Source organism: Actinacidiphila alni (assembly GCF_900112845.1).
GTDB lineage: Bacteria > Actinomycetota > Actinomycetes > Streptomycetales > Streptomycetaceae > Actinacidiphila > Actinacidiphila alni.
The window spans coordinates 545,603-560,795 of the sequence record NZ_FONG01000002.1; the positions used below are offsets into that span (position 1 = coordinate 545,603).

Annotated in this window: 11 protein-coding genes; 5 read left to right on the forward strand and 6 right to left on the reverse strand. The window is 72.8% G+C overall.

The window, feature by feature from the left end:
• Positions 1–8 precede the first annotated feature (8 nt).
• The 3 genes from BM076_RS05315 to BM076_RS05325 are packed head-to-tail and all read left to right on the forward strand — an operon-like array spanning position 9 to position 1,671.
• Positions 9–395 (forward strand): hypothetical protein, encoded by a 387-nt coding sequence (locus BM076_RS05315; RefSeq protein WP_245795727.1) that lies wholly within the window; start codon positions 9–11, stop codon positions 393–395.
• Entirely contained in the window at positions 392–1,294 is a 903-nt protein-coding gene (locus BM076_RS05320; RefSeq protein WP_093712136.1) for a hypothetical protein, read from the forward strand. Before BM076_RS05315 ends, BM076_RS05320 begins: the two co-directional genes overlap by 4 nt.
• On the forward strand, positions 1,291–1,671 hold the full coding sequence (locus BM076_RS05325) for a roadblock/LC7 domain-containing protein (protein ID WP_093712137.1): 381 nt from the start codon (positions 1,291–1,293) through the stop codon (positions 1,669–1,671). The genes BM076_RS05320 and BM076_RS05325 overlap by 4 nt, the downstream gene beginning before the upstream one ends.
• A 416-nt stretch (positions 1,672–2,087) precedes the next feature.
• Here BM076_RS05325 and BM076_RS05330 read toward each other — a convergent pair whose 3' ends face one another.
• Positions 2,088–3,476, reverse strand: coding sequence for a macro domain-containing protein (locus BM076_RS05330; protein ID WP_177246328.1), 1,389 nt, complete (start codon positions 3,474–3,476; stop codon positions 2,088–2,090).
• 241 nt (positions 3,477–3,717) lie between these two features.
• Here BM076_RS05330 and BM076_RS05335 point away from each other — a divergent pair, with 241 nt between their 5' ends.
• Positions 3,718–4,512, forward strand: coding sequence for a macro domain-containing protein (locus BM076_RS05335; protein ID WP_245795728.1), 795 nt, complete (start codon positions 3,718–3,720; stop codon positions 4,510–4,512).
• Positions 4,513–4,604: 92 nt separating this feature from the next.
• On the opposite strand, the gene BM076_RS05340 is transcribed toward BM076_RS05335, so the two are convergent.
• From BM076_RS05340 to BM076_RS36470, 5 genes are all read right to left on the reverse strand, one after another.
• A complete protein-coding gene (locus tag BM076_RS05340) occupies positions 4,605–5,318 on the reverse strand; it encodes a TIR domain-containing protein (RefSeq protein WP_093712138.1) in 714 nt (237 codons plus the stop codon).
• 4 nt (positions 5,319–5,322) lie between these two features.
• Complete coding sequence (locus tag BM076_RS05345) at positions 5,323–6,954, reverse strand: hypothetical protein (protein ID WP_245795754.1); 1,632 nt, start codon at positions 6,952–6,954, stop codon at positions 5,323–5,325.
• 91 nt (positions 6,955–7,045) lie between these two features.
• Positions 7,046–7,828 carry a hypothetical protein gene (locus BM076_RS05350; RefSeq protein ID WP_245795729.1) on the reverse strand — a complete coding sequence of 261 codons (783 nt, stop codon included), beginning with the start codon at positions 7,826–7,828 and terminating at the stop codon, positions 7,046–7,048.
• 109 nt (positions 7,829–7,937) lie between these two features.
• A complete protein-coding gene (locus BM076_RS05355) occupies positions 7,938–10,790 on the reverse strand; it encodes a tetratricopeptide repeat protein (RefSeq protein ID WP_177246329.1) in 2,853 nt (950 codons plus the stop codon).
• Positions 10,791–10,956: 166 nt separating this feature from the next.
• Positions 10,957–11,460: a hypothetical protein gene (locus tag BM076_RS36470; protein ID WP_093712139.1), complete on the reverse strand. Its 504-nt coding sequence runs from the start codon at positions 11,458–11,460 to the stop codon at positions 10,957–10,959.
• A gap of 333 nt (positions 11,461–11,793) precedes the next feature.
• Here BM076_RS36470 and BM076_RS05365 point away from each other — a divergent pair, with 333 nt between their 5' ends.
• Positions 11,794–14,961, forward strand: coding sequence for a family 78 glycoside hydrolase catalytic domain (locus BM076_RS05365; RefSeq protein ID WP_093712140.1), 3,168 nt, complete (start codon positions 11,794–11,796; stop codon positions 14,959–14,961).
• The last annotated feature ends 232 nt before the right edge of the window (positions 14,962–15,193 follow it).

A 15,193-nucleotide genomic window follows, 5' to 3' on the forward strand; every position in this document is an offset into this window, starting at 1 on the left:
GTGAAGGGGTGCCTGTGAACGCGCTGGAGACCGTGCTCGGCGAAATCCATTCCGCCACGGGCGGACCGGAGGCTGCCGCCGCCTCGGGTACGGCACTGATCGACGCGGCCACCGGCCTCACCTACGCCGAGGCCGGCGACTGCGCGGCGGCCGGCAGCGGGCACGACGTGTGGCGGCTCCTGGCACTGATCGAGGACGGCCTCCACCGGGCGGGCGCGGAGGGCGAGTTGGAGAGCGTGACGGTGACCGCCCGCCATACGTACCACCTCGTCAGCGTGCTGCCGCGACAGGGCGGTGACCCGGTCCTGCTCTCGGCCGTGCTCGACCGGGCGCACACCAATCCGGCCCTGGCCGCACGGCAGCTCGCGACGGCCGCGGAGGGCCTGTTCGCATGACGGACGGCACCGGCCGCCGGGAGCCGCGCAATGTGCCGTCGCTCCTCAACGCGCTGCGGCAGGACGGTTTCACCGGGGCGGTCGAGGTGACGGGCGGCGCCGGCGGCACCCTCTTCCTGCGCGACGGACTGGTCGGCGCGGTGGAGACACCGGCGGCGCCGTCCGCCCGTTCGCTGCTGCTGAAGTCCGGCAGGATCGGCGAGCCGGACTGGGAGGCGGCGCTCGCCGCGCTGGCCGAAACCGGCGACCTGGCACGGTCGTTGACCGGCCGCGGCCTGGTCTCCGCCGCCGAACTCCACCTCGTGTGCACCGCCGCGCTCTACGACGGCGCCTTCGCGATGGCGCTGCAACCCGTCACGGGCTGGCGCACCGACGCCGGCCGGGTCCCCGAACTCGCCGCCTGGCCGGGCCAGGAGCCCGCGCGGCTGGCCGAGGAGACCGCGCTGCGGCAGCGCACGCTGCGCGAACACCTGCCGTCCGTCGCCGAGTTCGCGCGCCGCCCGGTCCCTCCGGTGTCCGCCGCGGGCCGCGCCGGCCTGGACCGGCTCGGCGCCCGCACCCGTACGGTGCTGCTGCGCGCCGACGGCCGCCGCACACCGCGCGACCTCGCGTTCGCGCTGGGCCGCGGGGTGTACCCGGTGCTGCTCGACCTGGCCAGGGCCGCCCCGGGCGGCGCCGGCCGAGCGGCGGAACAGCCCGTACCCGCCCCGCTGTTGACGGCGCGGGCGGCCGAACCGTACGCCCCGGCCGGCGCCCCTTCCGGTGACCGGCCGCTGCCCCGGCGCGTCCCGGGCGGCAGCGGCGGACGGCCGCGCGGCCGTACCCAGATACCGAACGCAGGACCACCCGCCCCCGTGAGCGGGACCGGAACCGGCCTCCCCGAGGAGAGTGCACCATGACCAGTGCCGCCCCGTACGAAGCGCTCGTCGCCTCGCTCAAGTCCCTGCGCGAGAGCGTGATGGGCGTCAACGAAACGGTGATCTCGACCTCGGACGGGCTGCTGGTGGCCGCCGACACCGCGACCGCCCAGCCCGAGTCGGTGGCGGCGCTCGCCGCCGCGAGCCTGGGCCTCGGCCGCCGTACGGCCGCGGAGGTCGGCCTCGGCGGGCTCCGTGAGGTCGTCACCCGCTGCAACGGCGGCTATGTCGTCGTCCTCGCGGTGGGCGACCACGCGCTGCTGGTGATCCTCGCGGACGAGGGCCTGGACCTGGCGGGACTCCAGCGCGAGTCCCCGGCCACCGTCGACCATTTGCAGTCCCTGCTCAGCGCCGCCTGACGCGTCCCGTCCCACGGGGCGGCAGAACCGTACGCCCCGAACCCCGGGCGCCGGGCCCCGTCTCCCGTACGCCCGCGCCGTCGGAAGCGGTGCGGAAGCGGGCGGTGGGTTACCGCGGAAGCGGCGGACGGGGTGGAGTGGTGCTCGTGGGGGCCGGGAGTCCGGGGCGGTCCGCGCGGCGGCCCGCGGGGGCCGACGGCACCGACGCACAGGGGGAACGCGGGATGCGGAGGAGCCGGTCGGAACCTGCCGGGCACCCGGCCCCCGCCGTCGTCGGCCATGCGCGCACGAGCGGCCGCGAACGTGCCGGCAACCGTACCGGCGACACCATCCGCGACCGTACCCGCGACGACATTCGCGAACGTGCCCGCGACCGTATCCGCGACCACACCCGCGAATGCGCCCGCGCCGAGCGGCTATTCGCGGTCGGCCGTGGCCTCCACCGTGTCGTGTGCGCCCCGCAGCCCCTGGAAGAGCCGTTCGACCGGCGTCAGATCGGTGCCCGCGAGGTCGTCGGGCCGTACGACGACGCGCAGTTCGGGCGTGAGCGCGCTGTGCCGGCCGCAGGCGGCGACGAAGGAACCGACGATGAGCGCGGCCAGCTGTCCGCGGTCGAGATCGGTGACGCGGGCGAGACCGGAGCCGAGCAGCGGGACGGCCAGCGGCCGGAACTGGCCGTGCAGCGCGACCGCGTCCCAGAGCCGGTCGAGGCTGACCCGCAGGTCGTCCCGGCCGGAGCGGGCCACCAGATCATTGCCGAGCCGGGAGTACGCGGTGGCGAACACCCGCCGCCCGCCGACCGGTACGGCCACGGTGGTGCCCACCGGATAGCGCACCCGCCGGCCGCGCGGCTTGGCGCGCACGCTCTCCGTGCCGACCGGCGGGACCGCCCGCAGCGCGGCCCGCAACTTCTCGTCCAGCAGCCGCCGCTGCCCGAGGAAGAGCCGGTCCACGAGCTGGCCCTGCACACTGCCCCGGCTGATGACGACGTCCTCGCCGGTGTCGGTGTCGAAGGTGTCGGTGAAGCCGACCACGAGATTGGCGTCGCCCTGCTCGAACACATCGCCCTGCACCAGCACCACATCGACCCGCCGGCCGGTCAACGGCACCGCGTGCCGCAGCAGTTCTGCGCCGTGCCGGGCCCGCAGCGCCGCCCGCAGCGACTCCAGGGTGCGGGCCGCGTCCGGGTCGTCGGGGTGGTCGCGGACGATCGACTCGGCGACAGGCAGCGCGAGATCGGGCCGCCCCAGTTCGGTCCGCGCGCGGACCAGGCCGCGCCGGGCGGCGTCCTGGAGTGTGACCAGACGCCGGATGAAGGGGTCGGCGAACTCCTCCCCGTTGACCTCGGCCAGCGGCCGGCCGCGCACCAGCTCCAGCGCCTCGGCCAGCCGGTGCGCCGCGGTCGCGGGCGGCGCGAGCAGCGCGTCGCCGACGGTCGCGGTGAACCGCGCGCAGTCCAGCTCCTCGGGACGCGCCGCAAGGCGGTACGCCGTCTCCGCACCGCCGACGGTCACCTGCTGTTCGGTGCGCAGCAGCCGGGCGGCGGTGCCGTCCTGTGCCGGGTCGAGGGCGCGCCGCAGTTCCAGGACCCGCTTTTGCACCTCATTGCGGCTGCGCTGTGCCTGATGCCGCGGCTCGTCCGCCAACCCCCAGACATCGCGGCGCAGTTGACGTACGGGCACGGCCTCGCCGTCGGCCGCCACCAGCCGCACCAGCAGCCGCGTGGTCAGCGGCGTCAGCCGTACCGCATTGCCGTCGACTTCGAGCCGCAGCGGCCCGAGCACGTGAATTCCGATGCGTGCCATTGCTTCCCCACTCATATCGGCCGGTCGCGCCGCATCCCCCCCGGGAGCGATTCCCAGATTAGCAACTCGGCAAGGCAATTCCATGAGTTCGGCTGATCCCGCCGGGCGGATACGGACGCGCGTACGGACACCTGTACGGACGCGGGTACGGACCCGGCCGCGACTGACGCGCCGGGCACAGCAGATCTTCGCGCGCAATACGATTGCCGCATTCGGCGGAATTTCCGCGGCACTTCAGTTCGTGGCGCAGTTCTTCCCGGACAGCACTCCCGGTCCTGGCCCGGCCGCGGTCTCGGTGACGGCCGGGTCGGTGGCGGTGTGCGTGCTGTGGGGGGCCGTACGGGCGCGGCCGGTGCGGCGGGTGCGGCAGGAATTCCGGCGGCCGGACATGACGGTGACGGTCGTGGCGGGCGATCTGTTCGAGCAGACCGACGCGCATCTGGTGGTCGGCTTCACCGACACCTTCGACACCTCGGCGGCCGGCGGCCTGGTCATCCACGACGCCAGCGTGCAGGGCCAGCTGACCGCCCGCCGCTACGACGGCGACCCGGCCCTGCTGGACGCCGAACTCGCCCTCGCGCTGGCCCCGTTCACCCCCGCCGCGCGCGAGGAGCGGGAGCGCAAGCCGCTCGGCAAGCTCGACCGGTATCCGCTCGGTACCGTCGCGGTGCTCGGCGCCCGGCCGCGGCTGACCTTCGCCGCCGCCTACTCCCGGATGGGCAACGACCTCGTGGCGTCCTCCGGCGTGGCGGACCTCGTGGTCAGCCTCAACCGGCTGTGGGACACCGTCGGCCGCTACGCGCGGTCCGACACGGTGGCCATGCCGCTGGTCGGCGCGGGGCTGTCCCGGCTGGACTTCCTGGACCGCGAGAGCCTGCTGCGGCTGATCCTGATGTCCTTCATCGCCCGTTCGCGCGAGGGCGCCGTCTGCCGCGAACTGCGCCTGGTGATCAGGCCCGCCGACCTGGAGCGGATCAACATGCCCGAAGTCGCCGCTTTCCTGCGGACGTTGGCGACGGGCGTGGAGGGCGCGTGAGACCCCTGCCGGGGCAGACGGAGGCGGGCGGCCCGTACGCGGAGGCGGGCGGCCCCGTAAAGGACCGCCCGCCTGGTGGATGTGACGCTACGTCAGGGCAGCCGCCGGTACGCCGACAGGTTCTGGAAGTACGACGTCTCCCGCCAGTCGGGGCGCGCGTCGTCCACCAGGCATCCGGCGCCCTTCAGCCGGGCGACGATCTTCTCCAGCGAGGTCGTCGAGCCGTCGAAGCGGATGACGTTGAGGCCCTCGATGTCGGTGGCGTGCCGCAGCCGCCCGACCTCGACGAGGATGGTCCGCTCCGGGTAGGCCATCAGCACCATGCCCAGTTCGATCAGCACGTTCTGCCGCGGCTGCCCGGTGTACTGCACCTCGTCCACCCGCTCGTAGTCGCCGAGGAGTTCGGGGTGCAGCTTGGCGGTGTCGTCCGGGGTCAGCAGCACGATCGCGGCCTGCGCCAGCGACGGCGCGTTCGCCACCACCTCGCCGATGTACGGCGCCGTTTTCCCGGTGGCCCGCACCAGCTCCTCCCACTCCAGCGGGCGCAGGTCGAGCCGCCGCAGCAGCCCGAAGGTCGCCTGCCGCATCTGCTCGTCCCGGCCGTGCACGACGAAGACATTGCGGGCGCGGCTGCTGCTCAGTCCCGCCGGTACGGGTACGGGCGCCGGGGCCGGCTCGTGTGCCGTTTCGGGTGCCTGCGCGGGCCGCGGGGGAGCGGCCGGCCCGTTGTTGTTGTAACTGATGTTGCTGTGCCCGCTGCCGGAGACGTTCTGGCTCTGGTCGTGATAACGCGCCGTGTCGCTCATGCGGTCAGTCCCCCTGGCTCTGCGCCGGGCCGGAATCGGCCGACGGATTGTTGTTGTAGCTGATGTTGCTGTGACCCGAGCCGGATACGTTCTGGCTCTTGTCCTCGTAATTGAGGATGTTGTTCTGCGCCCGGTCGTGATCGGCGAGATCGACGTTGTGCTCGGAGAGGAAGGTGCGAATGATCTCCAGCAGTCGGCGTTCCACGATCTGCTTGTACTTCAGGGCGTCGGACTTCTGGAAGAAATGGTGGTAGTGGTCGTTGGTCGCCATCTCCCGGACGCTCATCAGGGCACCGCAGTTCACGGACTTCGTGACGTAACGGCCAAGCCTGAATTCGCTGCTGTCCTCCCTCTTCTCCGCCGCCTCGATCCGGATCGCGCGGCTGCCGCGCCGCGCGGGCCGTACCAGGGTGCGCAGCGACGACGGCAGGGCGCCTTCGGGCAGCACCCGCAGCGGCCACAGCCACAGCGACAGGACCGAACGCGGCGCGGCCGTCGCCATGTCCCAGGCGACCTTCACTGCCAGCCGCGCGTCGAAGGCGTCGGGCAGCCGGTCGACCAGGTGGAAGTCCTCCACGAGCGGCCCGAGCACGTACGGGTAGAACTCGGTGTGCAGCGTGTTTCCCTTGAGGTCGAAGCCGACGAAGATCGAGGTCACCAACTCCTCGTTCCACGACCCGATCCGGACGCACAGGTACTCGCGCGCCGAGTCGTAGTCCTCGCGCCAGTGCACCGCGGGCAGGTCGTCCATGCCGGGCAGCTGCGACCAACCGGTGCCGCGGGTACGGTCGTTGGTGCGGATCGCGGTCGTGAAGCGGCGCCGCTCGACGGTCAGCCCCTCGATGCGCTCGTCCTGCCGGGTCTCCTCGCGCAGCTCCGCGGCCATCCGCTCCGCGACGTAGGCGGTGATCCCGTCCACGGTGAAGGGGATGACGGTCTTGCGCTGCTCGGTGTCGAGGCCGGGGCCCTGACCCTGCGGATCGCCGGACCGCGTGCCGTCCCTGTCCTTGGGGATGACGCGCAATTGCCGTGCGCCGAGCAGGAGTTGGGCGTTCGACCAGTCGGACATCGGCTCGCCCGCGCCGACGAACGGGCGGAAGCCGCCGTAGAAGACGAGGCTGTCGCTCACCGACTGCTCGCGGTCGATCTTGCGCGCGAGCGCCGGGGTGAGCGCGCCGGCGACCGGGTGCGCGCCGTCGAAACCGCCGTCCTCGGTGGTCTCCTTGAGTCGTGTCATCAGGGTGTGCAGCGTGACGACGCGGCGCAGATACGCCGCCGCCCACACCAGCCAGCACACCAGCAGCAGCCCGAAGGTGCCGCCGACCGCGCCGCCGTTGACCAGCAGCAGGCCGACCGCCACCGCGCCGCCGCTCAGCCACAGTTGCATCCGGCGCAGCCGCCGCGCGGCCAGCGCGTGCGCGAGCACGGTCACGGCGTCGTAGCCGTACGAGGGCGCGACCACCCGGAAGCGGTTGCGCGCCAACTCCCTGATCACGGTGTTCCGGTAGACCGGATGGAGATACGTCCCCGCCGACAGCAGGCGGGTGGCCTTCGTCCGCGCGTACGCCCGCGCGGCGGGTGGCACGCCCGGCGGTTCCGGGGGTTCGGGCGGTCGGGGCTGCGGCGGCCGGGTCATGGTCACGGTGCATCGGCTCCTGTCTCCGGCCGTACGGGTACGGCGGCGGCTCGGACGTCGGGGTACGGGCGGTGTGCGGGTACGGCGGCGGTCAGCCGGCCGGGGTCGCGGTGCCGCTGACGATCACGCCGTCGCTGACGGTGTAGGCGGCGTCGTACGACTGCGTCGTGCCATCCGTCTGCGTGGCGTCGAGCGTCAGCCGTACGACCTGGCCGGCGGCGGCCGGTTCCACGGAGACGACGGAGACGGTGTCGTGCTCGGTGGTGGCGTAGCCGCGCACGAAGGTGTCGTAGTCGCTGTCGAGGTTCTGCCCGCCGAGCCGCCAAGCCGTGGGCCAGTCACGGTTGTTGATGGCGTCGAAGTACGCGGCGACCACGGCGCGCGGGTCGTCGGCGGGCGTGGCGGTGCCGGTGTCCGTGTCCGTGCTTGCGTCCGTGGTGGTCCCCGGATCCGGGGCCGACGGGTCGCCGAAGAGGCTGCCGGGCGTATCGGTCGCGGGATCGGCGGTGGCGGTGTCCGGGTCGCCGTAGGTGTCCTGGACCTCCGCCGAGGGAGGGGTCCAGGACGGCAGCAGGCTCCCGGACCGCGTCCCGTCGTCATCGCCGGTGGTGGTGCCCCCGGACCACGGGGAACCGGCACCCGCGCCGGACCCGGAGCCGCCCGACCCGGCGCCGACCAGACCGAGCACGACGATCAGCAGCAGCGGCACCGCGATCACGGTCAGCCCCCAGGTGCGCGCGGCCCCCGCCCCCGGTATCAGCCCCACCCCCCGATAGGGCACCGGCTTGCCCCCGTAAGGCGCCGCCGCCGGCGGCTCGGGCGGCTGCGCGGAATTCGACAGCGTGTGCGCGTGTGGCAGACCGGGGTCGCTCATGGACCGCTCCAACGTTCGTCGTGCGCCGGTGTGACCCCCGCATGCGACCAGCCCCGCCGCTTCCCCGGCCAGATCCCGCCCGCTTCCGATCCGCTTCCGCGGCGGCGCGTCACCCCGTGACGCTGTCCTCGTCCGCGTCGTCCGCGTCGTCCGCCAGGGCATCGGCGAGATCGTCCGGACCGAGCCCGAAGATCTCCATGAACTCGGTCTTGGCGGCGGTGTGTTCGGGATTCTTCGGCGGGAGGCAGTTCGCCAGTTGCTCCAGGGCGAAGCCGAGGGTCCCGAGCGGCCCGTCGAGCGCGCCGGTACCGTCGGCAGGGGCCGCCAGGCGGGCCCGGCCGACCGCGTCCCGCGCAGCCACCAGACCGGCGGCATGGTCCCCCAGCGCGTTGTGCACTCGGCTGAGCCGGATCAGGGTGCTGTTCACGTAATCGGCCATCCGGTCCGGTACCGGCGCAGGCAGGGCCGGGACCAGGGCCAGGCCCTCGGTCAGCACCGACAGCGCCTGCCGGTGGGACCCGGCCTGCTCCAGATTCTGGCCGAGCAGGAGGAGCGTGATGGCGAGCCTGCGGTCGTCATCGACGAGCCCCATGTCGCGCAGTTGCCGGTCGACGGTGGCCGACTCCAGGCGTACGCCGATCAGTTCGCCGGTGCGGTGGAGGGTCTCGTACACGCCTGCGAGGTGGAACAGGCAACTGCCGAACTCGGCCAGGAACAGCCGCGGAATGTGCTGGGTCAGGTAGCGGTAGTGCTCGGCGGCCTCCGCCATGGCCGCGGCCGCCTCCTGGGGCTCGCCCAGGTCCTCCAGGCTCAGCGCGAGGTTGTACAGGGTGACAGCGAGATGCTCCCGGTGGGTGTCGGCGTCGTCCGCGAACAGCCGGCGCAAGGCGTCGACAGCAGGCCGCCCGGTGCGCACCGCGTCCTCGAAGCGGCCGAGGTCGTGCATCAGGGACGAGATCCGGGCCTGTGTGCGGACGAGGGCCTTGTCGGCCTGTTCCTCGCCGAGTGCGACCAACTCCCGGTACAGCTCCCGCGCCTCCTCGGCGGCGCGCAGCGAGCTGTGCGGGTCTTTTGCGTCGTGCAGCGACTTGGCGTAGTTGCTCAGGCCCCCCGCGAGACAGTTCGTGTGATGGATGTCGTCGGCCGCGGACCGTCCCGCGCGCTCGGCCCGCAGCGTTCTGATCGACTCGACCGTGGTCCGCACGGTCTCGCAGGGCGCGGCGTGCCCCACCAGCGCCTGGGTGTAGAGGTGGAGCAGCTCCGCCAGTTCCTCTGGATCGGTGGTCTCGGCATCGTCGAGATGCGCCTGCGACAGCCTTACGGCCTCGCCGAGGACGTCGGCGGCCTGCCCCGTCTCTCCGCAGGCGAGCAGCTCCAGCCCGTACATCCTGCGGATCCCGATCGCGGCGAGAGCAGGTATGTCCGCGGGCGTGGCGGCCACCAGACTCCGCACCAATTCGAGCCGGGCGTGGGCCAGTTCCACGCCGCGCGAGGGCCGCATGACGATCAGCAGCGCCGCGGCCGGCGGAAGGTGTCCGGCCACCGCGAGGACGACGTCGGGTGTCGACTCGGCCAGGTCCACCCTGGCGAAGACGAGGCGGTTGAGCAGGTCGCGTGCGGAGGTGTGGCGCGCCGCGTTGGCGAGGACGATCATCGCTTGGCGGATGTCGCCGTCCCGCAGTCCGTGGCCGCGGCTTTCGTCACCTGTGAGCAGCGCGGCGAGATCGTCCGCGGCGGCCGGGTCGCGGTCCAGATGCCAGCCGAGGAAGTCCTCGCCGAACCGGTCGGGATGCAGTGGCGCCAGATGGCTGTGGGCCGGATACAGCGTTCCATGGGCCCGAAGCGCTCTGTCCGCCTCCGCCGGGCTGTCGGCGACGGCCGCGGCCAGGAGCAGCCGGCGGGCGGATTCCCGGGTGCGGAACGGGCCGAAGAGCGTCGCGAGGACGACGAGCGTGCGCATCGTGTGCGTGTCCGCGGCGGCGTTCCACGCGCGCTGCTCGTGCAGCAGCAGATAGCGGCTGATGTCGGCGGGCCGAGTGGCCGAACCGTCCGGCGTGGCCGAGGTGTCCGGTCGTGGTGTCACGCCGTCCGCGGTCGGCACCGTGCCTTCGTCGGCCGACAGCACCGCGGCGAGAGCGGCCATGTGGAGCGTGAGCGGAGAGGCGTACGACGCGTCCGCCAGGTCGTCGGGGACGCGCCACGGCCGGGCGGGGATGTCGAGGGCGTGCGCGAAGGCGTCGGTCGCCTCCGCGAAGAGGTGCTCACGGGCGGGTCCGGAGATCCCGGAGAAGCCGGACAGCGCGATCGGCGGGGCGGACGCGATGCCGAAGCCGTCCAGTTCCGCGTCCAGCCGGTCCCACAGGTGGGTGCCGGTCCGGGACAGCAGCAGGACTCTGATCACCCGGGCGGGCTCCGCCGCGCGGGTCCAGTCGAGCATCGCGAGGAGGTTCGGGTGGCTCCAGCGCTCGGCGTAGTCGACGACGATCAGCAGCCGCTCGGCCGTCCCGCCGTCGGCGCGGGGGAGCAGGGGCGCGGTCGTCGTGAGGTCCCTGGCCTGGGCGACGGACCATCCGTCGGCGGCGGCGCGTGAGGCGAAGTGCTGTGCGGTACGCGTCTTGCCCTGGCCGCCCGGTCCGTGGAGCAGCAGTACCGAAAGGTCCTCGGGGCCGTCGCGCCACCGCGCCAGCCGGGCCAGGTCCGCGGTGGGCGTCCGGTACGGGACGACCTGGCTTCCCGGGTGCAGCAGATAGCTCGGCTGGTGCCTGACCCGGTCGGGCAGTTCCGCGGGCTGCCCAGGACGCAGGATCTCCAGCCGGAACAGCGGGCGCTCCAGCAGGATCGCCACATCTCCGGTGACATCACCGATCTGGATGTTGTGGCCGCCGATCCACGAGCCGTCGATACGCGGGCCGCTCATGGTGCGGTCGCGTTCGGTGCTGTGCGCGGCGCCGCGTTCTGCCACGGGCCCCTCCGCAGCGCGTGCTCGTGCTGCCGGCGCTCCCGTCGCGTGTGCCCCTGTGCCGGGCGTTCCTGTGCCGGGCGTTCCTGTGCCGGGCGTTCCTGTGCCGGGCGTTCCTGTGCCGCGTGCCTCTGCCGTGGGTGTCGTGCCGCCGTTCCTGGCATTCCGGTCAGGCCCGCTGGATCCGGACGTCCCGCGCCGAGCCGATCTGAATGTTGTCGCCGCCGATCCGGCTGCGCCGCACCGTCGGGCTGTGATCCCCGGGGCGTGGCCGGCCCTCTTCCGCCGCCGGTTCCGCGGCGGTGCCCGGGCACGGGGCAGTGCCGGGAGCCGTCCCGGTGTCCGGTTCCGAAAGGAGCGCGGCGACGTCGGCGCGGAGCGCGGCGTCCTCGCGCAGGGCCCGCAGCAGCAACGCGCCCAGCGCGGCCGGGACATGCGGGCCCTCCGCCCCCGTACCGGCGGCGGCCTCGGCCACGGCCTGCTCCAGTTCCTCGCGGCTGGGCCGGCTCTGCCGGCGCCAGAGCAACTGGAGGGCGCGTCGCCCCGCGGTCACCGTGCTGTCCGCCGCGGCATCCTCGGCCCGGGTGAGGACGGCCGTCCCGTACGCGCCGATCGCCGCCGTGAAGTACGGCGCGGACTGCTCCAGCCACCGCACGATCTCCGCGTCCGTCATCCCGGCCCCCTTCGCGTGGCACGCGTTCCCGCGACCGGCTCCCGGATCCGTTCGCGCGATCCTTCGAGCGATCCGTTCCAGCGTATGGGGCGAGGCGCGGGCGGGCGGCCGATACGGGACGTGCTCATGGACGGAGGTGGCACCCCCGGGCGGCGGTGGGTGTATCCGATGTCGGGTGGGGTGTCAGGGTTTCAAATACGTTTCAATCGTGGATTGTTGACGCATCGCGGCAGCACCCTTGAATTCTGTGAGAGGCGGCCCTAGGTTCACCGCTGCTTGCTTGAAACGATTTTTTTGCCCGAGGGCTCGGCGGCGGGCCGCGGAGGAGTCGCGATGAAGCTGCGCGTGGTGACGGCGGTGCTGGTGGTTCTCGGGCTCGGGGCCGGGCTCGGGGTGGTGCCGGCCGAGGCGGACGGCGGGGCGTACGGCGGGGGCGGCGCGGGGTCGGGAAGCGTCGAGGCGCGCGGCCTGACCGTCGAGCACCAGGTGAATCCGCTCGGGGTCGACGAGGCCGCGCCGCGCCTGGGGTGGACGCTCGGTGCGCGCGGGCGCCAGGGGCAGGGCGCGGCGGCCCAGTCGGCGTACGAGATCGCCGTGTCGAGCACGCAGGGCGGGCGGGCGGACGTGTGGGACAGCGGGCGGGTCGCGTCGTCGCGGTCCTTCGACGTCGACTACGCCGGGCGGGCGCTGAGCCCGCGCACCCGCTACTACTGGCGGGTGCGGGTCTGGGACGGCGCGCACCGGGTGTCGCGGTGGAGCGCGCCCGCGTGGTTCGAGACGGCGTTCCTGACGCCGGGTCAGTTCCAGGGGCAGTGGATCGGCTCCCCGTCGAAGCCCGCCACGACGACCCTCACGGGCGCGGACTGGATCTGGTACCCGGAGGGCAAGCCCGCCGACTCGGCCCCGGCCGCGACCCGTTACTTCCGCCGGAGCTTCGACCTGCCCGCGGGCACCGCCGTGACGTCGGCGCAGTTCGAGATCACCGCGGACGACAGCTTCGTGCTGTCCGTCAACGGCAAGGAGATCGCCCGTTCGCCGCAGGTCGCCGACTCCTGGAGCACGGCGACGCTCGTCGACATCGGCCCCGAACTGCGCCCGGGCCGCAATGTGATCGCGGTCCAGGCCACCAACTCCCTACCCGGACCTGCTGGGTTGATCGGGAAGCTGCACGTCGTGCCCGGGACGGGCGACCCGCTCGACCTGGTCACCGACACCGGCTGGAAGGCCGCGGACAGCGCGGCCGACGGCTGGCAGCAGCCGGACTTCGACGACACCGCGTGGCCCGCCGCGCTGACGGCCGCGCACTACGGCGACGCCCCCTGGTACAGCTCGGTGAACGTGCCGAGCCCGCCCGAGCCGCTGCTGCGCAAGGACTTCACGGCCGGCCGCCGGATCGCCTCGGCCCGCGCGTACGTCGCGGGCCTCGGCTACTACAAGCTCTACCTCAACGGGCAGCGCGTCGGGAACCACGAACTCGACCCGGGCTTCACCGTCTACGACAAGACGGTGCTGTACGCGACGTACGACGTCACGAAGCAGCTGCGGTCCGGCGGCGGCAACACCGTGGGGGTGAGCCTGGGCCGCGGCTACTACGCGATGACCAAGCCGGACGAGTGGAATTCCTCGCCCTGGCACAGCGAGCCGAAGCTCAAGCTGGAACTCGACATCACCTACACCGACGGCAGCACCCAGCGGGTGACCAGCGACGACAGCTGGCGCGCCGCCGACGGCCCGACCCGTACCGAATCGGTGCTGTACGGCGAGACGTACGACGCGCGCCTGGACCGGGCTGGCTGGAACTCACCCGGTTACGACGCCTCCGACTGGCGCCCCGCGATCGGCGTCGACGCGCCCGCGGGTACGCTGCGCGCGCAGTCCTTCCCGCCGATCGAGGTGACCGGCACACTGCCGGTCACCGCCGTCACCGCCCCTGCCGCCGGCACGAAGGTCTACGACGTCGGTACGCCGACGGCCGGTTGGGCGGACGTGGCGATGAGCGGACCGGCGGGCACGGTCGTGCACATCGCGTACGGCGAGAAGCTGCGCGCGGACGGCACCGTCGACAACGCCGGGCTCCAGTCGTACGCGTACACCCTCAAGGGCGGCAACTCCGAGAGCTACCGGCCGAGTTACAGCTACGACGGCTTCCGCTACGTGCAGATCGACGCGCCCGCCGGCGTCACCGTCACGTCCGTGAAGGCCGAGCGCGTGCACACGGCCGTGGCCGCCACCGGCGACTTCAGCAGTTCGAGCGACCTGCTCAACCGCTACCAGGCCGCCCAGGCCGACACGACGCTGAACAATCTGCACTCCATTCCGACCGACACCCCGATGTACGAGAAGCGGCCGTACGACGCGGACGCGCACCTCACCGCGGACTCGGCGATCGCCAACTTCGACATGGAGAACTTCTACGAGAACTGGATGCGCGCCCACCGCGACGACCAGAACGCCGACGGCACGCTCGGCCACACCGTCCCCGGCACCGTCGGCGCCAAGGCCGTCAACGACCCCGTCTGGTCGGCGAGTTTCGTACTGATCAACTGGGATCTGTACTGGTACTACGGCGACATCCGGCCGCTGCGCGACAACTACGCGGCGATGAAGCGGTGGACGGACCACTACGAGGACACGATCGCCGCAACGGGCGGCATCTACACGGGATTCAGCTACGGCGACTGGGTCGCGCCCGGTGCCGCCTTCCCGCCCGAGGGCACCCGCCTGGCCGGCACCGCGTACATCAACGAGACGGCCGCGATGATGGCGAAGATCGCCCGCGCCCTCGGCCACACCGACGACGCCGCGCACTTCGCGGCGCTCGCGACGCGCACGGCCGACGCCATCAACGCCACCTTCTACGACCCTCAGGCGAAGGCGTACTACGACGACAAGGCGGCGGGATACCGGCAGACGTCCAATCTGCTGCCGCTGAGCCTCGGCATCGTCCCGGCCGCCGACCGGGCCGCCGTGCTCGCCCGGCTCGCCGACGACATCAGGACCCGCGGCGACCACCTCAACACCGGTGCGCTCGGCACCAAGCTGATCCTCCCGGTCCTCACCGACGGCGGCGAGGGCGACCTCGCCTACCAGGTGGCCACCAACCCGACGTATCCCGGCTGGGGTTACTGGTTCCAGGGACTGGGCGCCACCACGATGTGGGAGGAGTGGCAGGACACCTCGCGCTCCCACGACCACGCCTTCCTCGGCACCGTCGCCGACTGGCTCTACCAGCGGGTCGCGGGCATCCGGCCGGCCGCACCCGGCTACACCAAGGTGCGGATCCAGCCCAGCCCGGTCGGCGACCTCACCCACGCCGCCGCCCATGTCACCACCCCGCTCGGCCGCGTCACCTCCTCCTGGACCCGCGCCCACGGCCGCCTCACGCTGCGCGTCACGATCCCGGTCGGCGCGACCGCCGACGTCCTCGTCCCGGCCCCGCACGGCACCTGGACCACCCACCACGTCGGCGCCGGCAGCCATGTCTTCCACGGCACTGCCTGAGGGTTTCGACGGGACCGCCTGACGGTTTCGACGGCACTGCCTGACGGTCCCTCATTTTCTAACGATGCAAAGAACCCCCAGGTGTACGGCGTCGCCGCGCCCGCCCGGTCCGGATGACCGGGGCATGCCGGGCCATGTCGGGCGTGACGGCTGATGCCGGACGGTACCGCTGAGGCGGTCCCGGGGATTTTCCACAATCTTTGCGCGGAGGGTGGACGGCGCCTGGGGTGCC

Bases quoted from the DNA above. Each gene is read 5' to 3' on its own strand.
- BM076_RS36470 (WP_093712139.1), bottom strand. From the start codon at position 11,460: ATGACGGACGCGGAGATCGTGCGGTGGCTGGAGCAGTCCGCGCCGTAC.
- BM076_RS05365 (WP_093712140.1), top strand. From the start codon at position 11,794: ATGAAGCTGCGCGTGGTGACGGCGGTGCTGGTGGTTCTCGGGCTCGGG.
- BM076_RS05345 (WP_245795754.1), bottom strand. From the start codon at position 6,954: ATGACCCGGCCGCCGCAGCCCCGACCGCCCGAACCCCCGGAACCGCCG.
- BM076_RS05325 (WP_093712137.1), top strand. From the start codon at position 1,291: ATGACCAGTGCCGCCCCGTACGAAGCGCTCGTCGCCTCGCTCAAGTCC.
- BM076_RS05330 (WP_177246328.1), bottom strand. From the start codon at position 3,476: ATGGCACGCATCGGAATTCACGTGCTCGGGCCGCTGCGGCTCGAAGTC.
- BM076_RS05340 (WP_093712138.1), bottom strand. From the start codon at position 5,318: ATGAGCGACACGGCGCGTTATCACGACCAGAGCCAGAACGTCTCCGGC.
- BM076_RS05350 (WP_245795729.1), bottom strand. From the start codon at position 7,828: ATGAGCGACCCCGGTCTGCCACACGCGCACACGCTGTCGAATTCCGCG.
- BM076_RS05320 (WP_093712136.1), top strand. From the start codon at position 392: ATGACGGACGGCACCGGCCGCCGGGAGCCGCGCAATGTGCCGTCGCTC.